Here is a 23,209-nt window from a genome sequence, read left to right as displayed (position 1 = left end):
TCCGCACGTCCCGAATGCAGGATGCATTACTGGGTTTTTATCTCGACGGCGGGACAATAGCCTGAAAGAACCGAGGCGTAAAAGCCCCGGTGGCAGATATTCGCTCAAGTCTTGGAGGTCATAGCATGACAGCGGTTCCGATGGTCGAGATTCACCGGGGGCCAGTGGTCGAAAGCTGGCATTCGGGGCATGCGGTGATCTGCGACGGGACGGGGCAGATTGTCGAATCTTGGGGCGATCCGGGCGCTGTGGTGCTGCCGAGAAGCTCTTCGAAGATGATTCAGGCCTTGCCGTTGGTGTCCTCCGGGGCCGCGCACGATGCGGGTCTGGGGGCAGAGCGACTGGCGTTGGCCTGTGCCAGTCATGAGGGCGCGCCGCTGCATGCGCGGTTGGTCGAGGCATGGCTGGCGGGCCTTGGGCTGTCCGAGCATGACCTGATCTGCGGTCCGCAACCGTCGCGTGACAAGGATCTGCGATTGTCGATGATTCGCGAGCATCAGGCGCCGGGGCGCGTGCTGAACAATTGTTCGGGCAAGCACACCGGGTTCCTGACGCTGACACAGCACCTGAAGGCGGGGCCGGATTATGTCGATCCCGCGCATCCGGTGCAGATGGCCTGCCGCGCGGCGTTCGAAGAAGTGACCGGAGAGACCAGCCCCGGTTTCGGGATCGACGGCTGTTCAGCGCCGAATTTCGCCACCACCATGACCGGCATGGCGCGGGCGATGGCGTTTTATGCCAGCGCCGGGGCGCGGGGCGACGCGCAGTCGCGGGCGGCGGCGCAATTGGTCGAGGCGATGATTGCGCATCCGATGCTGGTGGCGGGGGAGGGTCGAGCCTGCACGCTGTTGATGCAGGCGGCCAAGGAACCCGTGGCGATCAAGACCGGGGCCGAAGGCTATTTTGTGGCCATCCTGCCGAAACGGGGCATGGGCATCGCCGTCAAGATCGTCGATGGGGCAACACGGGCGTCGGATTGTGTCATTGCCGCGCTTCTGGTTCGGCTGGGCGTGCTGGAGGCGGCGCATCCAGATGTCGCGCGGTTCCTGAACCCGCCGGTACGCAACTGGGACGGACTGAAAACCGGAGAAATCCGCCCCGTGGCTGGGCTGGCGGGATAAGGACCGCGCTGCCTCGCCCCGGGCTTGATCGGGGGCCTCTGGCGGGCGGACATGAGGTCTCGGGGCAAGCCCGGGACGGGGGCCTCAGGTTTTGGTGAAATCGCTCTTGGCGTAGCCTTGCAGGTACAGCAGCGCAGTCAGATCGCCGTGGTTGACCCGTAGGTCGCATTGTGCCTGAACGCTGGGTTTGGCGTGCAGGGCGACACCCATGCCCGCGCGGCCCAGCATGCCAAGGTCATTGGCCCCGTCGCCGACGGCAATGACATCCGCCTCTGTGATGGCCTGCCGGGCGGTGATCTCTTCGAGCGTTTGCACCTTGGCGGCGCGTCCAAGGATGGGGCGTCCGACCTCGCCGGTGAGTTTGCCGCCTTCGATGAGCAGCGTGTTGGCGCGGTTTTCGTCAAAGCCCAGCAGGGCCGAAACGCGCGAGGTGAACGCAGTGAACCCGCCCGAGACCAGCACGCAGAGCGCGCCTTGTGCGTGCATCGTGTCCAGCAGGGTCTTGCCGCCGGGCATCAGGGTGATGCGGGTTTCAACCACTTTGTCGATCACCGATTCCGGCAGACCCTTGAGCAGTTTGACTCGTTCGATCAGCGCGGCTTCGAAATCCAGTTCGCCGTTCATGGCGCGGGCAGTGATGTCCTTGACGTGGGCGCCGACGCCGGCCTCTTCGGCCAGCTCATCTATGCATTCCTGCTGGATCATGGTGCTGTCCATATCCGCCAGCAACATTTTCTTGCGACGGTTTTCGGCGGGCAGGATGTTGAGATCGGCCATGTCGGTGATCGAGATCCGGATCTCTTCGAGATTGGCGGGGGCTGTTTGCAGCGGAAATTCGGCAGCCTCGTCGGGGGAAAGCCAGTCCGCGCTGCCGCCGCCAAGCGCGTTGCGGAGATTTTCCACCAGTGCGGGGTCAAGGTGTCCGGGTTTGGCGATCAGTGAGGCGATGAACAAAAGCGACGCTCCTTTGTGGTCGGGGCGCTTTTGGCATGGGGGGGCGTGTTTGGCCAGTGGCGGCGGGGGCGCTGCCCCCGTCTCCCTTTGGTCGACTCCCCCGGGATATTTCAGGCCAGAAGAAGCGCGGAAGGCTGTCAGGCAAAGCTGCCGTGGCAGAACCAGCCGGGCGAGGTGGCGCCGCCGTGGGCGTAAAACAGCCAGAGCCGGTCGCCGTGGTCGGTGTCGATACGCCAGTAGTCGCGCGGGCCCGAGCGCCATTCGGGCTCGTCGAGCCACCATTCCGGCGCGATCCGTTCCGGTCCGGTTTGCGCCCTGGATTGCCAGTCGCGCCCGCGCCAGCGAAAGGTCTGTGGCGGGGTGGGTCGGTCGGGGGTGGACACCGGCTCTGGCGGCCAGAGCAGCAGCGGGCGGGTCATGTGTGGCGTCGGCCAGTCGTACGCGGCCTCGGACCATGCGGCGGCGAGGGTCAGGGCGGATTTCTCGGGGATATGGCTGGCGGCGGGCGCGCGGCGGGTGATCGCCTCCATGCCCAGCCGCGCGCCGAGGCGGCTGGTCAGATCCTCCAGTGCGGCGCCGCTTTGCAGGCGGCGGGTGCCGTGTCGGGCGGCCTCCAGGTGGCCGCTGCGGGTGCGTGCGTGTTGGGGTTCGTGATGCACAGCCTCTAACCGCAGCATGTCGATGCCGGGGCCTGCGTCGATTTGGTCAAGCTTGAGACGGATAAGTGGCATCAACCGGTGCGCTTGCGCGCTGGCGGCGGCACTGGTGACGGTGAGCCATTGCATCAGGTGGTCACAGCGGTGCGCTTCTATCCGCAGGGTGCGGACGCTGCGCGCCTCGGCGTCGAGTGTGGCGCAGAGCTTTTGTGTCATGCGCAAAAGGGCCTCTGCCACGTCGTCCTCAAACCCGATGGGATCGGGAAAGGACATGCGCACGGCAAAGCGGTCAGGCGGAGCAGCGGGTGAGACGGGTTCGGGCGCGGCCCCGGTGGCCTGATCCAGCCGGTCCACAAGGCCCCGGCCAAAGCGGCGGGCCAGTGGCGCGCGGGGTTGGCCCAGCAGATCACCGACGCGGCGCAGCCCGAGGCGGGCAAGCTGTTCGGTCACCTGCGGCTCCAGCCGGAGTGCCGCAACGGGCAGGGGCGCCAGCGCATCGCGAGTCTGGCCGGGTGGGGCGATGCGGTTTTTTTCGGTGCCAGTGGGGGCGTCGCGCGCGGGGGCGGCGCCGCCGCGTTCCCAGTGGCGGCGTTTGCCTGCACGGGCTCGGGTGGCGGGGGCCTCTTGATCGATGGCATCGCCAGAGCGGGCGTGGCCTGCGTCCTGTCTTGAGAATCGCGCCAGTGCCCAGGCCGCGCCCAGCGTGTCGGCGATGCCGAAGCAGACGGTGAGGCCCAGATCAGCGCACTCCTGTGTCACCTGTTTTGCCAACCCCTCCTCTCCGCCAAACAGATGCGCGCAGCCGGTGAGGTCGATCACCAGCCCGTCGGGTGCATCGGGGGCGACCCAGGGCGAAAACTTGCCGGCCCAGCGGTGCAGCGCGTCCAGAAACGCCTCTTCGCGGCGGGTCTGGGCGGGGCGGGTGATCAGCCCGGCGCACATGGCATGGGCGTCGCGCAGCGGCTGGTTTGCGCGCAGCCCGGCCTGCGAGGCGGCCAGAGACAGCGCGCCCAGCACCTGAGCGGGGCCGTTCCGGGCGACGGTGGCAAAGGGGATCTCTGCCAGATGCGGTTCCCCCCGGATCAGCCGTTCGGCGCCGAGGCGGGGAAACCAGAGCGAGAGGATGCGGCGGTTGGGCATGGGACTCGGGATCATTTGTTCTGCTTTTGTTCTAAGTGCGGGGTGGCGCAGAGTCGAGTCCGGCGGCGGACCTGTCGAGGCGGTGCTTGCGACCTCGGGGGGATTGCCCCAGTGTCAGGACAAATCGCAACACCGGAGGGAACAGGACATGCGCACAAGGGCCGCAGTGGCATTGGAAGCGGGCAAGCCGCTGGAAATCATGGAAGTGAACCTTGAGGGCCCCAAGGCGGGTGAGGTTCTGGTCGAGATCAAGGCGACAGGCATCTGCCACACCGATGAGTTCACCCGGTCGGGCGCGGATCCGGAGGGGTTGTTCCCCGCGATCCTGGGCCATGAGGGCGCTGGTGTGGTGCTGGAGGTGGGCGAGGGCGTGACCAGCCTGAAGCCGGGGGATCATGTGATCCCGCTGTACACCCCCGAATGCCGTCAGTGCGAATACTGTCTGAACCCCAAGACCAACCTGTGTCAGGCAATTCGCGGCACGCAGGGGCAGGGGCTGATGCCGGACGGCACCTCACGGTTTTCGATGCTCGATGGCACGCCGATCCTGCATTACATGGGCTGTTCGACCTTTGCCAATCACACGGTCCTGCCGGAGATCGCGCTGGCCAAGATCAACCCCGACGCGCCGTTCGACAAGGTCTGCTACATCGGTTGCGGTGTCACCACCGGCATCGGCGCGGTGATCAACACCGCCAAGGTCGAAATCGGCAGCCGGGCGATTGTCTTTGGTTTGGGCGGCATCGGGTTGAACGTGGTTCAGGGGCTGCGGCTGGCCGGGGCCGACCAGATCGTTGGCGTCGATCTGAACAACGACAAGCAGGCCATGGCCGAGCATTTCGGCATGACCGATTTCGTGAATCCGTCAGAGGTCGAGGGCGATCTGGTGGCGCATCTGGTCGAACTGACCAAGGGCGGGGCCGACTACACCTTTGATGCCACCGGCAACGTCAACGTCATGCGCACGGCGCTGGAGGCGGCGCACAAGGGGTGGGGCGAATCCATCATCATCGGCGTGGCCCCGGCAGGGGCCGAAATCAGCACCCGGCCGTTTCAACTGGTGACGGGGCGCGTCTGGCGCGGCACCGCCTTTGGCGGTGCGAGCGGGCGAACAGATGTGCCCAAGATCGTCGACTGGTACATGGACGGCAAGATCGAGATCGACCCGATGATCACTCACACGCTGACACTGGACGAGATCAACAAGGGGTTCGATCTGATGCACGCAGGTGAATCGATCCGCGCGGTTGTGGTGTTCTGATCCGGGCGGCGGGGTGAGGGAGCGCCGGTGCCGTGACGGGACCGGCGTTTCGTTTTGTGGGGTATATCCGCTAGACAAGGCGACTTGACGATGTAGCGACAAAAATCTGCCCGAGCTACGTTCAATAAGAAACGCCAACAGACAACGCACAACAAGGATCGCGATATGACACGCGCCATTTTCACGGCGGCAGCATTCGCCCTTTCCACCACCGCCCTTTCGGCGGAGACGTTTCTGGCCGATGTTTGGGCAGACAACTGGTTCGAACTGAGGGTCAACGGAGTACAGGTCGCCGAGGATAGCGTGCCGATCACGACAGAGCGGTCTTTCAACGCGGAAAGCTTCGAGTTTGAAGCCGATCGTCCGTTTGTGGTTGGACTCGTCGCCAAGGATTTCAAAGAAAACGATACTGGGTTGGAGTACATTGGCAGCCGACGCCAGCAAATGGGCGACGGGGGGGTGATCCTGCAGATCAAGGATGCCTCTGGTGCTGAGGTTTTAGTCAGCGACGCGGATTGGCAATGCCTTGTCATCCACACAGCGCCTTTGGACAAATCCTGCGAAGGGGTGAGCAATCCAGTGGCAGGCGAAGGGGCTTGTACCTTTGAAACCTTGGATGAGCCGGCAGGTTGGGATCTGGTTGATTTCGATGCCTCGGACTGGGATCAGGCCACTGTTTTTTCTGCGGATCAGGTCAGCCCCAAGGGAGGATATGACGACATCCGGTGGGCGGATGCCGCAAAACTGATCTGGGGACCGGACCTTGAGCAGAGCAACACGGTTCTGTGCCGGGCGACTGTCGAATGATGCGGCTGTCCATGTCACGCAAAGGCCCGATGCCGCGTACCGTTTTGTCTGCTGTGACGGTGATTGCTGCCGGCTTCGTTGGATCCGCCGCCTTGGCCCATGACGATCACTGTGCCGCAATCGCCGCCTCAGTGGATCAGGCGGGTTTCAACGATAGGGTGAGTATTTCCTGCACGGAGGACCATGCCGTTATTTCCTCTGACACCTACCCGGAGCACGATCTGATGACGGGGATCGTCGGAACGAATGAGCAGGTGCCTGTTCCTGCGAAGTATGCCGCGCCGATTCTTCTGTCGCCGGTGCCAGGGCAAACGCCGCTAACCCGCGACGCGGCGCTTGGCGTTGCGGTGAACGGAGTGCCGATCTACGACTACACCGCCGGTGGCGAAATGAGCCTAGCTGACCTGGCGCACCATCAAGCGCAGCACGATACGGTGCAAACCGGGCAGCTTGATATCTGTGGTGGCCATGCCGGGCGCGGAGACGATTATCACTATCACGCCAAACCCACCTGCATGATTGAGGCGATGGCCAATTCAGGCGACGATGCCATTATCGGTTGGGCCTTTGACGGTTTTCCGATTTATGGAGACGACAATCCCGACGGGTCGAAAATTGCAGAGGGCGCGCTGGACATTTGCAATGGACAGCCGGACGCCGTGTTTGGCTATCGCTATCACACCTCGCCGGACGCGCCTTATCTCGTACAGTGCCTGATGGGTGTTGTAACGGATTTTGACAAACTACCCCGTGTACGCCCGCTGGAACATGTTTCGGGTGACAAACTCGGACCGGGCAGGCCGCCTCGTGGCGGTGTTGATGGTCTTGTCTTTTCACAGAAGGACGACGGTCAGCGGAGCATGGATTACAGCTATCAAGGTGAGGACTATTTTATCCGCTTTGCGCCAGCGGAAACACCCGGTTGCTATGATTTCCAGACGCGCACAGTAACCAATGACGGTGAGATGAAGTCCGGTCAGTTTTGCCGATGATCGCGATGGCCTGACAAGGTGCGCGACCTTGTCAGGCGTGGCGGTGCATAACACCTGCGGCAACTAGACACTTGCGGCCGTGTTCCGGCGCGGAGACCGGGCGCCTTTCCCTCTCCTGAAATCCATCCTACCTTTCGGTCAGACCACCGAAGGACCAGCCATGCGCAACAAGATCCGTGAGCTCTATGTGGGCGAAAGCGAGCGGGCGCATCGATTCCGCTATGCCCTGCTGGCCTTCGACATCGTCACCATCCTCTTTGTGATCGTCACCTCGTTCACCCACCACGGCTCCTTCGTCGAGGCGGTGGATGCGGTGTTCGGTGTCGTGATCCTGGCCGAGTTCGGGGCGCGGTTCTGGATCTCGACCAACCGGCTGCGGTTGATGACACGCATAGTGACACTGGCCGATCTGATTGCGATTGTCTCTTTTCTGGCGCCACTGGCAGGTGAGGGGCTCGGGTTTCTGCGGGTGATGCGGACGCTGCGGCTGTTGCATACCTATCACCTGTCGCGGCAGCTCAGGCGGGATTTCCCCTATTTTCGGCGCAATGACGACGTGATCCTGGCGGTTCTGAACCTTGGCGTTTTTATCTTCATCATGACCGGGCTGGTCTACGCGACTCAGTACACAGTCAACCCGCAGATCGGGAACTATGCCGACGCGCTCTATTTCACTGTCACCGCGCTGACGACAACGGGTTTTGGCGACATCACCTTGCAGGGTCCTTGGGGACGGATGATCTCTGTCATCGTGATGATCTTTGGCGTGACGCTGTTCCTACGGCTGGTGCAGGTGGTCTTGCGGCCAGACAAGGTGCGGCACGAATGCCCGACGTGCGGGCTGGTGCTGCATGACGCGGATGCAGTGCACTGCAAGCACTGCGGTGAGGTGGTGCACATCAGGACGGAGGGCCAGACATGATCATCAGACAGGCCGTGGACGCAGACCGCGCCGGCGTCTGGGCGATGCTGGAGCCGGTGTTCCGCAGCGGCGACACCTACGCCATCGACGCGGATATTTCACGCGACGATGCGCTGGCCTACTGGTTCGGGCCGGAACGGCGGGTTTTCGTGGCCGAGGCCGACGGCGCGCTGTTGGGCACCTATTATATCGTGCGCAACCAAAAGGGCGGTGGCAGCCATGTCTGCAACTGCGGTTATGTCACGTCTCAGGCCGCACGGGGCAAAGGAGTGGCGCGGGCGATGCTGGCCCATTCGCTGGAGATTGCGCCGCAGCTTGGCTTTGGCGCGATGCAGTACAATTTTGTCGTCGCCACCAACACGCGCGCGGTTGCGACATGGCAGCGGGCCGGGTTTGACGTGGTGGGACGCCTGCCCGGGGCCTTCAGGCACCCGGAACAGGGCTATGTCGATGCGTTGGTGATGTACCGGGCGCTTTAGCCGTGAAGGCGGTCGATGATGCGCCGGATCAGCGCCATGTCGTCGAACACGCCATGCAGTTCCTCGGCGATGGCGTCGACCGGCTCATTGATCTTGGCCATTTCCAGAAACGGCTTGGTCCGCGACAGCGCCAGCCAGAAATCCGTGCCCTCGAACGCGGCGACCATGCCGGATGTGCCGCCTTCGGACTCTGCCTTGCCGATGGCGGTCAGGTTGTCCAGAAACGCGGGCGGCAGGTAGTTCAACACGCCTTCGGGGGATTGGGCGTGCAGCTCAAAGTCCTTTTCGAACTCGGTGTGTCCGGTCTCGACACGGGGCATGCCACGGGTCTTGTCGGACGAAAAGAAGCCCGCCAGCTTGTTCAGGGTGCGGCCGAAATTGCGCGCGATCAGGATGCGGGTCGGTGCCGGGTGCGGCAGGGTGATCCGGAACAGCAGGCCCTGAAAAACCGTGTTTTCATTGGAAGAGCTGTTGCTGTTGCTCTTGCTCCGGGTGGTCAGCTTGGCCTCGACCATCTCAAAGCCGGTGCCGCGCCATGTGCCGGTCATGTGATCCTCCAGCTTGGCGTGGTCAAAGCCGCGAACCAGCCCCATCTCCTTGGCCTGCGTGGCAGAAAAGCTGTTGGCGGCCTTGCGATCGTACTGCACGTCGCCCAGAAAATCGCAGACGGCAGGCATTACCTTTTCCGCCACTTCGCCGGACCACTTCTTGGACTGGCTGCTGCGGATCGCAAAGGCGGGAATGAGAAAGAACACCACGACGATGATGCCGATGACCAAATCGCTCCAGATGGCCAGCGCGCCGCCGATCACTGCGCCGACGGCCATTGTGATGCCGAAATTGCGCCAGCCCGCCTTGAGCAATTCGGCGCGCTTGGCCTCCAGCGCGTCCAGTTCCGGGGCGACCCGTTGTGCAAAGACCTCGGCAAAACCGGTCTCGATGGGGGATTTTTCTATGAATTGCATGGCGTTCCCAATGGCTGTTGTCTGAAAATCCTGTCAGACTAAGGCTTGAGGACACCATGCTGGCAGGTCCGTAGTGCCCGACACGGGGCGGACCGAAGAACGCGGAGACCCAATGGCAGATAACACACTTTTAGCCGTGCTGATCGATGCGGACAACACTTCTCCGAAATACACCAAGGCGATCTTTGATGAGATCGCGACCCTTGGAGAGGCAAGTGTAAGGCGTTGCTACGGCGATTTTTCCAGCCAACAGATGGCGGGCTGGAACAAGGTACAGGCCGAATTCGGCATCGTGCCGCATCACTCGCCCGCCAATACCGTTGGCAAGAACTCCAGCGACATTGCGTTGGTGATCGACGCGATGGACCTGATGCATACCGGACGGTTTGACGGATTTGTGCTGGTCAGTTCGGACAGCGATTTCACTCGGCTGGCCAGTCGCATCCGCGAACAGGGGCTGCAGGCCTATGGCATGGGGATGCAAAAGACGCCGGATGCCTTCCGCAAAGCCTGCAAGCGCTTCATCTTTCTCGAAAACCTCGACTCCGCACCGGAGAAGACCTCTGGGTCGAAGCCCAGCAAAGTGTATGATCTGACGGCGGCGCGGGATCTGATCTTCAAGGCGATGGAGTCGATTGACCAGGACGATGAATGGTATCGTCTGGGCGATATCGGACAGGTGATCACCGCCGCAAACCCCGATTTCGACACGCGTAGCTATGGAAAGCGCAAGCTGTCGGACCTGGTGACAGAGTTGAAGGTGTTCGAAACCCAGCGCAGCGCAAGCGGCAATCAATTGTTGTTGCGGCGGGTCGACTAGGCGGGGCACGGCAAACCGCCGACGTGTCGCGCGGCGGTGTCAGTCGATCCAGCCGGTGACCGTGGCAATCACTGCGCTGACGGTCAGGATGCTGACGGCGGTGGAAATCAGGATTGCCGCCGACACCCGTTGTGGTGCGATGCCGTAGTGCTGTGCCAGGATGAACACGTTGCCCGCCACGGGCAGCGCAGCGGCGGACACGGCGACGGCGGCGCGGTAGGCGTCGACCGGGAAAAAGACGTAGACCCCCAGCCCGACAAACAGCGGATGCAGGATCAGTTTGGCAAAGCTCAGCCAGACGGCGATCTGGACCCGCTCGGCGGATTTTGAGGCCAATGAGGCACCGATGGCGAACAGCGCGCCGGGTGTGGCAGCATTGCCCAGCGTGGTGAGAAAGCTGTTGGCGGCCTCTGGCACGCCCAACCCGCTGGCCGACACCATGAGGCCCAGACCGATGGAGACAATCATCGGGTTCTTGAGCAGCCCGGCCAGCAGTTTGCGCAGAATGCCAAGGTGCATGCGACCCTCGCGTGCGCCGGTCACCATCAGTGTCAGGAGCGAGGAAAACACGATCAGGTCGATGGACAGGATCAGGATGATCGGGCCGACCGCCTCTTGTCCCAGCAACAAGGCCAGCATCGGAACACCCAGAAAGCCGGTGTTGCCGATAGCGGCGCATTGCGCCTCGATCGAGGCAGTGGACAGGTCCAGCCCGCGCAGAAACGCGACCGCCATGCCCAGCCCCCAGGTAAAGGCGGTGCCCCAGAGATAGGCGGCGGCAAGACGCGGCTCGAATATTTCGTCAAAGCGCAAATTGGCGGAAAAGCGGAACAGCATTGCCGAGAGGGCAAAGTAGAAGACGAATTTGGTCAGACTGGCGCTGGCCTCTTCGGTAAAGAAACGCGACTTTGCCGCACCGTATCCCAGCGCGATCAGGCAGAAAAAGGGAACGGTCTTCAGGAAGATATCCAGCATGGCCTTGTCGTAGCATGGGGGGCGGCGGCGTCAACGGCGCGGGGCGTTGACAGCGGGGGCAAAGGGGCCGGATCATGGGCACATGACACCGGGAACGACCTTTTTGACCCGCGACGAGATTCGCAGCCTGTCGGCCCGCTCTGACCTGTGGGGGGCGGCGCTGGTCGCGCATTGCTGGCTGGTCATTCTGGCAGCGGCGGCGCTGTTTGTGTGGTGGCCGAATGTGGCGACCTTTCTGCTGGCGCTCATGGTGATCGGGTCGCGCCAGCTGGGGCTGGCGATCCTGATGCACGAGGCGGCGCATAATGCGCTGTTCCGCACACCTTGGCTGAATGCGTTTGCGGGCAACTGGCTGTGCGGCGCGCCGATCCTCGCCGACCTGGCGGCGTATCGGCACTACCACCTGATGCACCATCGCCATACGCAGACTGACAGAGATCCGGATTTGCGGCTGTCGAAACCCTTTCCGACCACGCGCGCGTCGTTGCGGCGCAAGCTGTTCCGCGACATCACCGGCCAGACCGGGATCAAGCAGCGCGCGGCGCAGATCCTGTTCGCCTTTCGTCTGGTGGGCGAGACAGAGAGCGTGTCCAGTCAGGATCTGGCGCAGGCCTTTGGCGGGCCGGTCCTGACCCGTGCGCTGATCGCCAACGCGGTGCTGTTCGCGGTGTTCTGGACCTTTGGCGGCTGGTGGCTGTGGCCTGCGCTGTGGCTGTTGCCGCTTCTGACGTGGTTTCAACTGGTGCTGCGGATTCGCAATATTGCCGAACATGGCGCGGTCGCGTTCTGTGATGACCCGTTGCGCAATACCCGCACCACGCTGGCCGGACCTTTGGCGCGCGCATTCCTTGCGCCTTACTGGGTGAATTTTCACCTGGAGCATCACCTAGTGATGCATGTGCCCGCACATAACCTGCCACGGCTGCACGCGCTGCTGCGCCAAAAGGGCGTGGCAGCGCGAATGACGCTGGCGCAGGGGTATGGTCAGGTGCTGCGCGAGGCCTCGGCCCGTCCCGATCGTCCCGCTGCATGACCGGCCCGATATGAACGGCCCGATGCGCTACAGGCGTCACCAGATGATGACGGCCCCTGCCGAGCCGCGCTCCGAACTGTGGCGCCTGGCGCTGGGACTGGTGCTGTGCATCGTGATCTGGTTCGGGCTGGCGCGCGGGGTGATCTCTGTGTTGGGCAGTGTCATGCAGGGTGATGCCTATCTGACCCTGCTGGAGCGATTGCAGACCGGCACGACACCGCAAAGCCTGTTGTTGGTGCTGCTGCTGACCGGCGCGCTGGGCGTGGGGGTGATGATGGTGGCCGAGATGCTACATCATCGGCGCGGTGTGAGCCTGCTGGGCCCCTGGCGGCTGTTCCGGTGGGATTTTCTGCGGGTTACCGGGGCGCTGGTGGTGCTGAACGCTGCTGTTCTGGTGCTGCCGCCCTGGGATTTCCTGACTGCGACGCGGCCGGGGCTGCCGTTGGGTACATGGCTGTTGTGTCTGCCGGCAACGCTGGTGGTGATCTTCATTCAGACCGGCGCTGAAGAAGTGTTCTTTCGTGGATACTTTCAGTCCCAACTGGCGGCGCGGTTGCGGCATCCGGTGATTTGGCTGGGGCTGCCCTCACTGGCCTTTGGTCTGGGGCATTATATGCCCGACGTTTACGGCGACAACGCATTGATGGTGGCTGGATGGAGCGCGTTGTTCGGACTGGCCGCCGCCGATCTGACAGCGCGGTCCGGCAGTCTGGGTCCGGCGGTGGCGCTGCATTTCGTGAACAACGTCATGGTGTTTGCCGGGATTTCCATGGGCGGAGAGATGTCGGGACTGGCACTGCGGCAATGGCCGTTCGGGCCGGAAGACACCGCAGCCGTCGCCGCCCTGTTGCCGCTGGATCTGGTGATGATCGGGGTGAGTTGGTTGACCGCACGGGTGGCACTCCGGTTGTGAGCGGGGAGGGACGTCCTGCCAGAGGCATGCTTGCCGCATGTCCCCCGGCTCCCTTTGGTCGCCTCCCCCGGGATATTTTCGGACAGAAGAAGCCGGGGGGATCGCGTGCCCATGGTTGATTGCATTTCTGCTGCGGCTTGCCTATTTCTCGGCCATCTTGGAACTTGCGCAGGTCGCCCATGAACTGGATCACCAATTACGTCCGTCCGCGGATCAACTCGATCTTCTCACGCCGCGAGGTGCCGGAGAACCTGTGGTCCAAGTGCGACGATTGCGGCACCATGCTGTTTCATCGTGAGATCAGCGACAATCTGAATGTCTGTACCAATTGCGGGCATCACATGCACATCACGCCGCGCGACAGGTTTCTGGCACTTTTCGATGGTGGCGTGTTCAATGAGTTGGCAGTGCCCGAGCCGCTGGCCGACCCGCTGCATTTTCGCGATCAAAAGCGGTATCCGGATCGGATGAAGGCAGCGCAAAAAGCCTCGCACGAGAAAGAGGCGATGCTGGTCGCCGCCGGTGAAATCGGCCGCACGCCGATTGTGGCGGCGGCGCAAGACTTCAGCTTTATGGGCGGGTCGATGGGGATGTATGTCGGCAATGCGATCATTGCCGCTGCGCAAGAGGCCGTGAAACTGGGCCGCCCATTGGTGCTGTTTTCGGCCGCCGGGGGCGCGCGGATGCAGGAGGGCATTCTAAGCCTGATGCAGATGCCGCGCACGACCGTGGCAGTTCAGATGCTGAAAGAGGCCGGGCTGCCCTATATCGTGGTGCTGACCCATCCGACAACCGGTGGTGTGACGGCGTCTTATGCGATGCTGGGCGACGTGCAGATTGCCGAGCCGAATGCGCTGATCTGTTTCGCCGGACCGCGCGTGATCGAGCAGACCATCCGCGAAAAGCTGCCCGAGGGGTTTCAGCGCGCAGAATACCTGCTGGAGCACGGGATGCTGGACCGGGTCACCGACCGGCGCAAGATGCGCGAAGAGTTAATTGTGATCACCCGCATGCTGATGGGGATGTCGCCCGCGACATGGGGTGATTTGCCGCCGCCGGGGCCGGAGGATCTGAAACCGGAGCCCAACGCGGCGCTGGACGACACTGCAAAGTGATCTTCGTCATGACAGAGGGTTTCGGAGCATGAGCGCAGCGGCGCGTGGGTCTGACCTGTTGTTGCAACGCATGATGGCGTTGCATCCCAAGATCATAGATCTCACGCTGGATCGGATCTGGCGTCTGTTGGAGGCACTGGATCATCCAGAACGCAAGCTGCCGCCGGTGATCCATCTGGCCGGGACCAATGGCAAGGGCTCGACCCAAGCCATGATCCGGGCGGGGATCGAGGCGGCGGGGCTGACCTGCCACGCCTATACCTCGCCGCATTTGGCGCGGTTTCATGAACGGATTCGGTTGGCGGGCGCGCTGATTTCGGAACCGGCGCTGGAGGCGGTTCTGGACGAGTGCGTTGTCGCCAATGGTGCCGAGTCCATAACCTATTTCGAGATCACGACCTGTGCCGCATTGCTGGCGATGAGCAGGGTGCCCGCAGATTATGTGCTGCTGGAAACGGGGCTGGGCGGGCGGCTGGATGCGACCAATGTCATCGAACGACCTGCGGCCACGGTGATTACCCCGATTTCGATGGATCACGAGCTGTATCTTGGCGACACGCTGGCGCTGATTGCGGGGGAAAAGGCGGGTATCCTGAAGCGGGGCGTTCCCTGTGTGGTCGGCCCGCAACCGGAGGCCGCGCTGGAGGTGATCGAGGCGCGGGCGGCGGCGCTGTGCGCGCCGTTGCTGGCGCATGGTCAGCAGTGGCACGTCTGGCAAGAGAATGGGCGGCTGGTGTTTCAGGATGAGACCGGGTTGTTGGATCTGCCCTTGCCGGTATTGCCCGGGGCGCATCAGGTCCAGAACGCCGGTGCTGCGTTGGCAGTGTTGCGGCATTTGGATATGCCAGAGGCGGCGTTTGAGGGGGCGATGACCGGGGCAGCATGGCCTGCGCGTCTGCAACGGCTGCGGTCTGGTCCTCTGGTTGCAGTGGCCCCTGCGATCGAGTTGTGGCTGGACGGCGGTCACAACCCGGCCGCGGGAGAGGCTTTGGCAGTGCATCTGGCGGGGCTGCCGAAGCGGCCTACGCACCTGATCTGCGGAATGCTGAACACCAAGGATGCGCGCGGCTTTTTGCGGCCTCTGGCTGCGGTTTGCGACAGTCTGACGGCCCTGTCCATTCCCGATGAGGTCAACACGCTGCCGGCGTCAGAGACGGCGCGGCTGGCGCGTGAGGTCGGGCATTCTGTCCATGAGGCCGAGGATCTGCACGCAGCGTTGGCCGGGATTGCGGCACAGCAGCCAGAGGCGCGGGTGTTGATCTGCGGGTCACTTTATCTGGCCGGGCATGTGCTGCGCGGGATGGCGTGACCGCCTGCGCGCCTTGGGCGCATCCCTTTGCACGTTGTTTGCGCTTGACCTTATTGACTGATTCGCCGCGTCTGCCCTATATTTCGTGGCAACTATAAGAGGCGAACGCCAGATCGACGCCCGGAGGACGAGCAGATGTGGAAAGGTCTTGTTTGGGCCCTATGCTTTACCATGGCGACTCTTGCCGTGCGGCCTGCCTTTGCGCAAACCAGCCAGATTACCGAAGATCGACCCGGTTTCTCTCTCACCCTCAACGGGCAAACGCTCAGGATTGACCGATCCGGCCCAGCCTGTCCGCCGCGGTGTGTGCAGCCGATGATGGCGGCCCCCGGAGTGGGGACGGTCGGAGAGCTCGAAGTGCTGGAGTTTCTGGAGATCTTTGTCGGAGGCGGCCAGGGATTGCTTGTCGATGCGCGCCTGCCCGCTGCCTATGCGGCGGCCACCTTGCCCGGGGCGGTCAACCTTCCGGCCCAGACGCTGCGGGCCGACAATCCGTATCGCGACGATCTGTTGACCGCGCTGGGGGTTCGGAACGGCGATCATGCCGGGGCGTTCGATCTGGTGTTTTTCGGAACTGGTGCAGATGACCAGGACGCGCCAAATGCGCTGCGTCGGCTGCTGGAGACCGGGTATCCGGCGACGAAGTTGAAGTACTATCGCGGCGGGCTGGACAGCTGGCGCGCGCTTGGGCTGACCGTTGCCGGCAAGTCGTAACGATAGGGTGGTGTGATGATCAGGATGGTCCTTCTGGCTTTGGGCTTTGCGGTGGTGACCGTAGCGCTGCTGGTCGCGCAACCGGGGGCCTTTGGCCGGTCGGCAGAGCGATCCGCGCCAGAGCCTGTTACCCGCGCCGAACCAGCGGCGATTGTCGTGCCAGTCCAGCCTGTGAAGACCTCGGTGGTGGCGGATCGGGGGCTGGGGTATCCGGCAGGTTTCGCAGTCGCGACCGAGGATGCGCGGCCGGTGCCGGGACGAACCGTCGCTGACCCCGCTGGTCTGGCGGATGCCGATATGCGCCGGATGACTTGGGATGCGCTGTCCAACCTCAATATCGCCACCGGGCGCGACAATGCGCCGGGTCAGCCGGGCAGTCTGCTGCATACGATTGTTCAGCGGTCTCTGGGCGGTGCGCCCGCCGCACCTGTTGTCAGATCGCCGGTCCCTGAGATCTATGTTGTTCAGCAGGGCGACAGTCTGGTGTCCATTGCAGAGCGGGTTTATGGCGACGTCAATATGACCGGACCGTTGTTTGCCGCAAACCAGTCAGTGCTGCGGCGTCCGGACGATCTGCGCCCCGGTCAAAACCTGATCTTGCCACAAAACTGAACCTGCAATTGTTGTGGGTGTTGCAGTCCGTGTTTCATACAGCTTGACGTTGCCACCACATGTTGACGCACTAGCGGTGATTCGCCTATAGTCAAGGAAGGAGCGCGCATCTGCCGACTTGTGACGCGACTCCTTGGGGGACAGACAGCGTGACATTCTTGTGCGACGCCAATCGACGGGCGTGCATCCCTGCGACGTGCAGGGGGTTTGCATGATCCGGCTAACGCTCTTGATCGTTGGTTTTGCCGTGTCCACCGGCGCGCTGCTCTGGTCCGTCGGAGAGCCACTGGAAACAGAGCGCAGGGATCAGGTCAGCCGCGCGGGGCCTGACACGTTTAGCCTGCAACCGGCCATGACGCGTCCTGCTGCGCTCCCTGTCGCCACTCCGCCAATATCGCCCGTTTCGGGGCAGCCGGTTGTGGCGGCTCTGGTGCCTGTCACGCGGTCGTTGCGGCCTCAGGCGCGCCCCGGGCATTTGACCGCTGGTGTGCCGACAGAGCCACCGCTTGCGGATGATGACGACGTGATGACGATTTTGCGGGCCATGAGCTACGGGATTGTCGAAGAAATGAAGAAACCGGCCCCCATTGCGGCGTCGCCGGTTGTGGTCTCCAAGGCGACACCGGTCCCGGCGCCGCTGATCGCCGCTGCCGGACGCAGCTATACGGTGCAACCAGGCGACAGCCTGCCCGGCGTCGCCTTTCGGTTTTACGGCACCACGGTCGCCTACCTTGACATACTGAAGGCCAACCAAGGTCTTTTGAACGATCCATCGGACCTGCGCGCGGGCATGACGTTGCGCATTCCGGACCTGAATTAACACGGGCAGCAAAGCCTTAACGAGCAGCAGCATCTGAGGGTCCTTCGGGACCCTCCTTTTTTTGTCTGGTGCCCCGGTGTCAGCCCGCCTCGACCGCCCAGTCGGCGGCCTGCATTTCGCGCAGCCGAGAGGCGGTACGTTCAAATTCGAAACTGCCCTCACCCTCGACATACAGCATTTCCGGTTGGGCGGCGGCAGAGGCGATCAGTTTGACCCGCGCCTCATACAGCGTGTCGATCAAGGTGACAAAGCGGCGGGCTTCGTTGAAATTCCGGCGTGACAACTGCGGGATGTTTTCAAGGATCAGAACCCGGACACTTTCTGCCAGCTTCAGGTAGTCGGCCGGGCCCAGCATCCGTCCGCAGAGGTCAAAGAAATCCGCGCGCGCCACACCGTTATGATAGCGCGGCAGTTCCACCTTGCGGCCTTTGACGTGCAGGGTCAGCGGTTCTTCCAATCCGTGGGTCAATTCCTCCCACAGCGCGTCAATCTGCGCGCGGGCCTCTGCATTGGCGGGGGAAAAGAACACCTGCGCCCCGGCAAGTCGGTCTTGCCGGTGATCCCGTTCCGAGGCCAGTTCACGCACCACCATGCGGTCCTTCAACAGGCCGATGAAGGGTAGGAACAATTGTCGGTTCAACCCGTCCTTGTACAGGTCGTCCGGCACCCGATTTGACGTGGTGACAACCGTGGTGCCGCCCTCAAACAGCGCCTCGAACAGGCGGCCGACAATCATGGCGTCGGCGATGTCGGTGATCTGCATCTCGTCAAAGGCCAGCAGGCGCACTGCATCGCTGATGTCTTTGGCGACGGGTTTGATCGGATCCTCTGCGCCCTCGCCGCGCAGGGTGTGAATGCGGCCCTGCACCTCTTGCATGAAGGAGTGGAAATGCACCCGGCGGGCGGGCACATCCAGCGTTTCGACAAACAGATCCATCAGCATGGATTTGCCGCGCCCGACACCCCCCCAAAGGTACAGACCTTTGGGGGCTTCCACGCTGCGCCGGAAAAAGCCGCGTTTGACCGGCTGGGCAAGATCGGCGCGCAGGCGCTCGAATTCGGGCAGGACGGTGGTTTGCGCCTCATCCGGCTTGATCTTGCCAGAGGCAACGCGCGAGTCGTACAGGTCAATGACACTTGGCATGCCTTCGCATACTCAATGCGCGCGGCATTGTGTAGAGGCGGCGTGACAGGCGTGCTTGTGCCGTCCGGGTCGCCGTGTCACCTTGCGGATCGGACAACAGGAGCGGGCGCATGGCGCAGGGCGACAACGAGGCGGCGCTGGACTCAGAGGTCCGCGAAATGATCCTGTCGGTCAAGATGAACCGGCGCGACGGCATGTCCTTTCTCTATTTGGAAAGCAGTGCGCCGATGCGCCAACTGCCTGCACAGATCGGGCGTCTGGACTGGATGGTCTGGCTGGATCTGGAGGGCACGCAGGTGTCCGATCTGAGCCCGCTGAGCCCGCTGACGCGGCTGGAAAAGCTGGACTTGCGCAGCACACCGGTCAGCGATCTGTCGCCTCTTGTGGGGATGACGGCGCTGCGGCATCTGTTTCTGGAAGGGTCAGGCGTAGCGGATTTGTCCGCCTTGTCCGGCATGACGCGGCTGCGGGAACTCTGGCTGGATCATACCGGCGTCACGGATCTGTCGCCGCTCAAGGATTGCATCGGCCTGCGTCAGCTGTCCTTGCGCGGCACAGAGGTCGGTGATCTGTCGCCGCTGGCTGGATTGCCGGACCTTGCAGTGTTGGATATCACCGGGACGCAGGTGGGTGATCTGACGCCGCTCTTGCGCCTGCCCGCCTTTTGCGAGGGCGACGGCGAGGTGGGGATTTCCTTTGAAAACACACCCGCGGCGGCCCGCAGCAAGGCGCTGGCCCGGATCGCCACGGATGAAGAAGATCCCGGCCTGCGGGCCGAGGATCTGGTCGATCACCTGACCGGCGGCGCGCGCGAGGCGGGGTGGCGCGGCGATGCATAAGCAAAACTGAACTGACCCATCAACCATTCCCGTTTGACGCTTCGGGCAGGGCGCGGCAAAGCTGCGCGACCCAGTTCCGGAGTCTTTGCCATGTCGACCCGCGCCCCGCTGTTTACACCTGTCCTGATCGTCGGGTGCTTTATCATCATGGTGAGCTTTGCCGTCCGGGCCAGCTTTGGCGTGTTTCAGATCCCGATTGCAGAGGAATTTGGCTGGGCGCGGGCCGAGTTCAGCCTTGCCATCGCGATCCAGAACTTGGCCTGGGGCATTGGACAACCCCTGTTCGGGGCCTTTGCCGAGAAACTTGGTGACCGGATGGCGATTGTTCTGGGCGCGGTCCTATACGCCGTTGGCCTGGTGATGTCGGGTCTGTCGGCGGATCCGTTTTCCATGCAGGCTTGGGAAGTTCTGGTGGGGTTCGGTATCGCAGGGACAGGATTCGGCGTGATCCTGGCGGTGGTCGGGCGCGCCTCCAGCGCCGAAAACCGCTCCATGTCGCTGGCCATCGCCACGGCGGCGGGCAGCGCGGGGCAGGTGATCGGTGCTCCGATCGCCGAAGCGCTGCTATCGGTGATGAACTGGCAATCTGTCTTTTTCATTTTTGCGGGCGCTGTCCTTGCCATGCTGATCACCTTGCCGTTGATGCGCGCGCCGGTTGCAACAAAGATAGAGATCGAGGAAAGCATGGGGGTGATCCTTGGCCGCGCCTTTCGCGACCCTTCGTTTTCGCTCATCTTTATCGGATTCTTTTCCTGCGGCTATCAGCTGGCCTTCATCACCGCGCATTTTCCGGCCTTCGTGACAGAGATGTGCGGTCCCATCGCGGCGGGTGGAGTCCTGCATTCGATGGGCGTGACGACCACCTCGGCCCTGGGGGCGGTGTCCATTGCGTTGATCGGGCTGTTCAACATTGCGGGCACGCTGACGGCGGGCTGGCTGGGCGCGCGGTTCACCCGAAAATACCTGCTGGCGCTGATCTATACGGCGCGGACGCTGACGGCGGCGGCGTTCATCCTGCTGCCGATCACGCCGACCAGCGTGCTGGTGTTTTCGGCGGTCATGGGGTCACTCTGGCTGGCGACGGTGCCGTTGACCTCGGGGCTGGTCGCGCATTTGTATGGCTTGCGGTACATGGGAACGCTGTATGGCGTGGTGTTCCTGAGCCACCAGATCGGCGGATTTCTCGGCGTGTGGCTGGGCGGACGGCTGTATGACGTAACCGGGGATTACGCGATGGTCTGGTGGATTGGTGTGGGCGTTGGCGCGCTGAGTGCGGTGGTGCATCTGCCGATCCGTGAGACCCGACCTGTACCGATGCCAGCGGCGGCGTAAGAGGGGGCGCTGCCCCCGTCGCCTTTGGCGCCTCCCCCGGGATATTTCTGGACAGAAGAAACCTGGGGTGCGGTCAGGACGTCAGGGATTGCGCGCCGATTGTTGTATGAGAGCGGCGACTTCGGTGGCCTCATACCGGGATGGTCTTGTGGTGCCGGCCCCGGCGCGGTCGGGCGATCTTTCGGCCGCAAAGCGGCGGTGTTTCCGACAGGCGGGCGGCGATCCCTAGAGCAGCTGGATCAAAGGGGTGACCTGCTGGCGGCGTGCCAGGCGTCGAGGATGTAGCGCGCGCACATCAGGTCCAGGTGCGCACCCCCGCCGTTCTTGAACAGGGTGATCTGGTCGTCGCTGGTGCGGCGCATGGCATCGGGCGTGTAGTAGTCGGCCTGTATGTCGGCCTTCGTGATGGTGCCATTGGCGAGCGGGATCTTTAGCTCACCGATGTGATCCAGCGTTGTGTCATGGCTGTCAACAAAAACGGTTGCGCGTTTGAGTGCGGTATCGTCGGCCTCGCGCATGTCGGGGCGATAGGCGCCGATCAGGTCGATATGTTGTCCCGGCTGGAACCATGCGCCTTGCAGGATCGGATCGGTCGACATGGTGGCCGAGGTGATGATATCCGCAGCGGGCACGGCGGTTTCGAGATCCTCGGCCCAGTCGATGCCATGGGTCTCGGCAAAGGCGCGGGCCTTTTCGGGAGTGCGGTTCCAGACGGTGAATTTTGCATCGGGGAAGCCTGCCGAATAGGCCGCGTGCAGCGCGGTGCCGACGGTGCCCGCGCCGACGATCAGGATATGCTTGCTGTCTGGGCGGGCAAGTTTCAGCGCGGCGCACAGGCTGTCTCCGGCGGTTTTCCATTTGGTCACAAGGTGGAAATCCACCACCGCCGTCAGGCTGCCGTCCGTATCGTCAAACAGGTTCACTGCGCCGCCGACCATCGGCTTGCCCTTGCCTGGGTTGCCGGGAAAGACCGTGGCCGCCTTGACCGCCAGCCCCAGTCCGTCGATCCACGCAGAACGGTTCAGCAGCGTGTCCTTGCCGCGGTAGAGAAAGACATCGGCAATCTCGGCCTTGGGCCGTTGGTGGCCTGCGTCAATGGCGCGGCACAACGCCAGCCAGTCGAGGTTTTTCTCACCTTCGTCGAATGGAATGATGGTGGTCATTGCGCCTGCTCCTGTGTCAGTAGCCCCTCATCCACCAAGCGCTGTGCCCAGCGGTCCGGTCCGGTGAAGTGATGGGTGTGCCAGCCGCGCGCCTTGGCCGCGTCGATGTTGTCGGCGCGGTCGTCGGTGAAGATCAGCGCCTCACCCGGCAAGTTCAGCTTATCTTCGACCATCTCGTAGATGCGCTGTTCAGGCTTGATGACGCCCATGTGGCCGCTGACAAAGACGTGGTCGAATTCGTTGAGGAAATCATAGGCCGGGGTGGCGATGGCCCATGTGCCGATGCCAAAGTTGGTCAACGCATGGACCGGAATGCCCTGCGCCCGCAGCGCGCGCAGCAGGCGGACAGATCGGGGGATGGCGGGTTTTGCCATCTCCAGCCAGTCGTCGTGCCAGAGGCGGATTTCATCGGCCCATTCGGGCGTCTTGTCGGCCCAGTCATAGATCGTTTGCCGGAAGTCGCCGCCCCGGTCGACGATGTCGTTCATGCCGTGCAGGTCAAGCTGGGCAAACATGGCGCGGCGACGATCCTCACCCACCTTGGCGTCATAGTAGCGTTCCGGTTGCCATTCGATCAGCACATTGCCGATGTCGAAGATCACCGCCTTGATGGTCATACTGTCTTTCCTGCCTGTCTGAGGGTCCGCTCCAGCGCGTCGAGGAAACGGCTGCGGTCGGCCTTTGTAAACCCCTTGCCAGAGCCTTGGCGAAAGGGATCGGCGGCGCGCAGATCGGTCATGAGATCGCGCATGGCCAGTTGCTGGCCGATGTTGGCCTCTGTCAGGGCGCTGCCGTCGTGTCGCAGTACCAGCGCCCCCGCCGCCACGCATTTTGCGGCCAGCGGAATGTCAGCGGTGATGACCACGTCGCCCTTGCCCGCGCGTTCTGCAATCCACATGTCGGCCACATCGGGGCCGTCCGGCACGATTTGCAATGACACAAGAGGGTTGCGCGGTGGCCGCAGGCCGCCGTTGGCCACAAGGATCATCGGCACCTTGTGACGAGTGGCGACGGTTTCGGCCTCTGCCTTGACCGGGCAGGCGTCCGCATCGACATAGAGGGTCATTGCGGCACGCGTCCCGGGCCTGACCGGCCTCTTGTCATGAGATCCCGGGTCGGGCCC

General features: G+C 63.0%; 24 protein-coding genes. 16 read left to right on the top strand and 8 right to left on the bottom strand.

The window, feature by feature from the left end; all coding sequences use genetic code 11:
- The first annotated feature begins 125 nt into the window (after positions 1–125).
- Positions 126–1,121, top strand: a complete 996-nt coding sequence (locus CHB90_RS06295) for an asparaginase (RefSeq protein WP_245823180.1) — start codon at positions 126–128, stop codon at positions 1,119–1,121.
- An 84-nt stretch (positions 1,122–1,205) separates the two neighbouring features.
- On the opposite strand, the gene serB is transcribed toward CHB90_RS06295, so the two are convergent.
- Together serB and CHB90_RS06285 are read right to left on the bottom strand one after the other, a co-directional pair.
- Positions 1,206–2,075: a phosphoserine phosphatase SerB gene (serB, locus tag CHB90_RS06290; RefSeq protein WP_089277009.1), complete on the bottom strand. Its 870-nt coding sequence runs from the start codon at positions 2,073–2,075 to the stop codon at positions 1,206–1,208.
- Between the two features lie 137 nt (positions 2,076–2,212).
- Entirely contained in the window at positions 2,213–3,871 is a 1,659-nt protein-coding gene (locus tag CHB90_RS06285; RefSeq protein ID WP_089277008.1) for a Y-family DNA polymerase, read from the bottom strand.
- Between the two features lie 148 nt (positions 3,872–4,019).
- Between CHB90_RS06285 and CHB90_RS06280 the strand changes: the two genes are divergently transcribed.
- The 5 genes from CHB90_RS06280 (at position 4,020) to CHB90_RS06260 (ending at position 8,332) form a co-directional block, all read left to right on the top strand.
- Positions 4,020–5,132 (top strand): S-(hydroxymethyl)glutathione dehydrogenase/class III alcohol dehydrogenase, encoded by a 1,113-nt coding sequence (locus tag CHB90_RS06280; protein ID WP_089277007.1) that lies wholly within the window; start codon positions 4,020–4,022, stop codon positions 5,130–5,132.
- 165 nt (positions 5,133–5,297) lie between these two features.
- Positions 5,298–5,939 carry a PEBP family protein gene (locus CHB90_RS06275; protein WP_089277006.1) on the top strand — a complete coding sequence of 214 codons (642 nt, stop codon included), beginning with the start codon at positions 5,298–5,300 and terminating at the stop codon, positions 5,937–5,939.
- Positions 5,940–6,031: 92 nt separating this feature from the next.
- Positions 6,032–6,931, top strand: a complete 900-nt coding sequence (locus CHB90_RS06270) for a YHYH protein (protein WP_245823179.1) — start codon at positions 6,032–6,034, stop codon at positions 6,929–6,931.
- Between the two features lie 160 nt (positions 6,932–7,091).
- Positions 7,092–7,853: an ion channel gene (locus CHB90_RS06265; protein WP_089277005.1), complete on the top strand. Its 762-nt coding sequence runs from the start codon at positions 7,092–7,094 to the stop codon at positions 7,851–7,853.
- Complete coding sequence (locus CHB90_RS06260; RefSeq protein WP_089277004.1) at positions 7,850–8,332, top strand: GNAT family N-acetyltransferase; 483 nt, start codon at positions 7,850–7,852, stop codon at positions 8,330–8,332. The genes CHB90_RS06265 and CHB90_RS06260 overlap by 4 nt, the downstream gene beginning before the upstream one ends.
- Here the strand turns inward: CHB90_RS06260 and CHB90_RS06255 are convergent.
- Positions 8,329–9,297 (bottom strand): DUF3137 domain-containing protein, encoded by a 969-nt coding sequence (locus CHB90_RS06255; RefSeq protein WP_089277003.1) that lies wholly within the window; start codon positions 9,295–9,297, stop codon positions 8,329–8,331. The genes CHB90_RS06260 and CHB90_RS06255 overlap by 4 nt on opposite strands.
- Before the next feature lie 112 nt (positions 9,298–9,409).
- Here CHB90_RS06255 and CHB90_RS06250 point away from each other — a divergent pair, with 112 nt between their 5' ends.
- Positions 9,410–10,117, top strand: a complete 708-nt coding sequence (locus CHB90_RS06250) for an NYN domain-containing protein (RefSeq protein WP_089277002.1) — start codon at positions 9,410–9,412, stop codon at positions 10,115–10,117.
- Between the two features lie 39 nt (positions 10,118–10,156).
- On the opposite strand, the gene CHB90_RS06245 is transcribed toward CHB90_RS06250, so the two are convergent.
- Positions 10,157–11,092, bottom strand: coding sequence for an AEC family transporter (locus tag CHB90_RS06245; RefSeq protein WP_089277001.1), 936 nt, complete (start codon positions 11,090–11,092; stop codon positions 10,157–10,159).
- Between the two features lie 82 nt (positions 11,093–11,174).
- On the opposite strand from CHB90_RS06245, the gene CHB90_RS06240 reads away from it, so the two are divergent.
- The 7 genes from CHB90_RS06240 (at position 11,175) to CHB90_RS06210 (ending at position 17,608) form a co-directional block, all read left to right on the top strand.
- On the top strand, positions 11,175–12,125 hold the full coding sequence (locus CHB90_RS06240) for a fatty acid desaturase family protein (RefSeq protein ID WP_089277000.1): 951 nt from the start codon (positions 11,175–11,177) through the stop codon (positions 12,123–12,125).
- Positions 12,126–12,147: 22 nt separating this feature from the next.
- Positions 12,148–13,038, top strand: coding sequence for a CPBP family intramembrane glutamic endopeptidase (locus CHB90_RS06235; RefSeq protein WP_089277057.1), 891 nt, complete (start codon positions 12,148–12,150; stop codon positions 13,036–13,038).
- A gap of 179 nt (positions 13,039–13,217) precedes the next feature.
- Positions 13,218–14,153, top strand: a complete 936-nt coding sequence (accD, locus tag CHB90_RS06230) for an acetyl-CoA carboxylase, carboxyltransferase subunit beta (RefSeq protein WP_089276999.1) — start codon at positions 13,218–13,220, stop codon at positions 14,151–14,153.
- Positions 14,154–14,181: 28 nt separating this feature from the next.
- Positions 14,182–15,462: a bifunctional folylpolyglutamate synthase/dihydrofolate synthase gene (locus CHB90_RS06225; RefSeq protein WP_089276998.1), complete on the top strand. Its 1,281-nt coding sequence runs from the start codon at positions 14,182–14,184 to the stop codon at positions 15,460–15,462.
- Between the two features lie 318 nt (positions 15,463–15,780).
- Positions 15,781–16,176, top strand: a complete 396-nt coding sequence (locus tag CHB90_RS06220; protein ID WP_212591570.1) for a rhodanese-like domain-containing protein — start codon at positions 15,781–15,783, stop codon at positions 16,174–16,176.
- A gap of 15 nt (positions 16,177–16,191) precedes the next feature.
- Positions 16,192–16,788, top strand: a complete 597-nt coding sequence (locus CHB90_RS06215) for a LysM peptidoglycan-binding domain-containing protein (protein ID WP_089276996.1) — start codon at positions 16,192–16,194, stop codon at positions 16,786–16,788.
- A 211-nt stretch (positions 16,789–16,999) separates the two neighbouring features.
- Positions 17,000–17,608, top strand: a complete 609-nt coding sequence (locus tag CHB90_RS06210) for a LysM peptidoglycan-binding domain-containing protein (RefSeq protein WP_089276995.1) — start codon at positions 17,000–17,002, stop codon at positions 17,606–17,608.
- A 79-nt stretch (positions 17,609–17,687) separates the two neighbouring features.
- Here the strand turns inward: CHB90_RS06210 and zapE are convergent, their stop codons facing one another.
- Complete coding sequence (gene zapE / locus CHB90_RS06205) at positions 17,688–18,752, bottom strand: cell division protein ZapE (RefSeq protein WP_089276994.1); 1,065 nt, start codon at positions 18,750–18,752, stop codon at positions 17,688–17,690.
- A 110-nt stretch (positions 18,753–18,862) separates the two neighbouring features.
- On the opposite strand from zapE, the gene CHB90_RS06200 reads away from it, so the two are divergent.
- Both CHB90_RS06200 and CHB90_RS06195 read left to right on the top strand, forming a co-directional pair.
- A complete protein-coding gene (locus CHB90_RS06200; RefSeq protein ID WP_089276993.1) occupies positions 18,863–19,591 on the top strand; it encodes a leucine-rich repeat domain-containing protein in 729 nt (242 codons plus the stop codon).
- Positions 19,592–19,681: 90 nt separating this feature from the next.
- Positions 19,682–20,923 (top strand): MFS transporter, encoded by a 1,242-nt coding sequence (locus CHB90_RS06195; RefSeq protein WP_089276992.1) that lies wholly within the window; start codon positions 19,682–19,684, stop codon positions 20,921–20,923.
- Between the two features lie 239 nt (positions 20,924–21,162).
- On the opposite strand, the gene CHB90_RS06190 is transcribed toward CHB90_RS06195, so the two are convergent.
- Genes CHB90_RS06190 through CHB90_RS06180 form a run of 3 tightly spaced genes read right to left on the bottom strand, consistent with a single transcriptional unit; the run spans position 21,163 to position 23,152 of the window.
- Positions 21,163–22,086 carry an ornithine cyclodeaminase family protein gene (locus tag CHB90_RS06190; RefSeq protein WP_089276991.1) on the bottom strand — a complete coding sequence of 308 codons (924 nt, stop codon included), beginning with the start codon at positions 22,084–22,086 and terminating at the stop codon, positions 21,163–21,165.
- Entirely contained in the window at positions 22,083–22,703 is a 621-nt protein-coding gene (locus tag CHB90_RS06185) for an HAD family hydrolase (protein WP_089276990.1), read from the bottom strand. The genes CHB90_RS06190 and CHB90_RS06185 overlap by 4 nt, the downstream gene beginning before the upstream one ends.
- Complete coding sequence (locus tag CHB90_RS06180; protein WP_089276989.1) at positions 22,700–23,152, bottom strand: YaiI/YqxD family protein; 453 nt, start codon at positions 23,150–23,152, stop codon at positions 22,700–22,702. Before CHB90_RS06180 ends, CHB90_RS06185 begins: the two co-directional genes overlap by 4 nt.
- Positions 23,153–23,209: the final 57 nt, after the last annotated feature.

It is taken from the genome of Antarctobacter heliothermus, from assembly GCF_900188425.1.
GTDB lineage: Bacteria > Pseudomonadota > Alphaproteobacteria > Rhodobacterales > Rhodobacteraceae > Antarctobacter > Antarctobacter heliothermus.
The sequence above is the reverse complement of the archived record's forward strand: the minus strand, read 5'-3'. Positions and strand labels throughout refer to the sequence as shown.

Coding starts and splice junctions, on each gene's coding strand:
- CHB90_RS06210 (WP_089276995.1), top strand. CDS start 17,000: ATGATCCGGCTAACGCTCTTGATCGTTGGTTTTGCCGTGTCCACCGGC.
- CHB90_RS06295 (WP_245823180.1), top strand. CDS start 126: ATGACAGCGGTTCCGATGGTCGAGATTCACCGGGGGCCAGTGGTCGAA.
- CHB90_RS06185 (WP_089276990.1), bottom strand. CDS start 22,703: ATGACCATCAAGGCGGTGATCTTCGACATCGGCAATGTGCTGATCGAA.
- CHB90_RS06180 (WP_089276989.1), bottom strand. CDS start 23,152: ATGACCCTCTATGTCGATGCGGACGCCTGCCCGGTCAAGGCAGAGGCC.
- CHB90_RS06200 (WP_089276993.1), top strand. CDS start 18,863: ATGGCGCAGGGCGACAACGAGGCGGCGCTGGACTCAGAGGTCCGCGAA.
- CHB90_RS06280 (WP_089277007.1), top strand. CDS start 4,020: ATGCGCACAAGGGCCGCAGTGGCATTGGAAGCGGGCAAGCCGCTGGAA.
- CHB90_RS06250 (WP_089277002.1), top strand. CDS start 9,410: ATGGCAGATAACACACTTTTAGCCGTGCTGATCGATGCGGACAACACT.
- accD (WP_089276999.1), top strand. CDS start 13,218: ATGAACTGGATCACCAATTACGTCCGTCCGCGGATCAACTCGATCTTC.
- CHB90_RS06265 (WP_089277005.1), top strand. CDS start 7,092: ATGCGCAACAAGATCCGTGAGCTCTATGTGGGCGAAAGCGAGCGGGCG.
- CHB90_RS06285 (WP_089277008.1), bottom strand. CDS start 3,871: ATGCCCAACCGCCGCATCCTCTCGCTCTGGTTTCCCCGCCTCGGCGCC.
- CHB90_RS06235 (WP_089277057.1), top strand. CDS start 12,148: ATGCGCTACAGGCGTCACCAGATGATGACGGCCCCTGCCGAGCCGCGC.
- CHB90_RS06190 (WP_089276991.1), bottom strand. CDS start 22,086: ATGACCACCATCATTCCATTCGACGAAGGTGAGAAAAACCTCGACTGG.
- CHB90_RS06215 (WP_089276996.1), top strand. CDS start 16,192: ATGATCAGGATGGTCCTTCTGGCTTTGGGCTTTGCGGTGGTGACCGTA.
- CHB90_RS06225 (WP_089276998.1), top strand. CDS start 14,182: ATGAGCGCAGCGGCGCGTGGGTCTGACCTGTTGTTGCAACGCATGATG.
- CHB90_RS06220 (WP_212591570.1), top strand. CDS start 15,781: ATGGCGGCCCCCGGAGTGGGGACGGTCGGAGAGCTCGAAGTGCTGGAG.
- CHB90_RS06195 (WP_089276992.1), top strand. CDS start 19,682: ATGTCGACCCGCGCCCCGCTGTTTACACCTGTCCTGATCGTCGGGTGC.
- CHB90_RS06275 (WP_089277006.1), top strand. CDS start 5,298: ATGACACGCGCCATTTTCACGGCGGCAGCATTCGCCCTTTCCACCACC.
- CHB90_RS06255 (WP_089277003.1), bottom strand. CDS start 9,297: ATGCAATTCATAGAAAAATCCCCCATCGAGACCGGTTTTGCCGAGGTC.
- CHB90_RS06260 (WP_089277004.1), top strand. CDS start 7,850: ATGATCATCAGACAGGCCGTGGACGCAGACCGCGCCGGCGTCTGGGCG.
- CHB90_RS06245 (WP_089277001.1), bottom strand. CDS start 11,092: ATGCTGGATATCTTCCTGAAGACCGTTCCCTTTTTCTGCCTGATCGCG.
- CHB90_RS06240 (WP_089277000.1), top strand. CDS start 11,175: ATGACACCGGGAACGACCTTTTTGACCCGCGACGAGATTCGCAGCCTG.
- zapE (WP_089276994.1), bottom strand. CDS start 18,752: ATGCCAAGTGTCATTGACCTGTACGACTCGCGCGTTGCCTCTGGCAAG.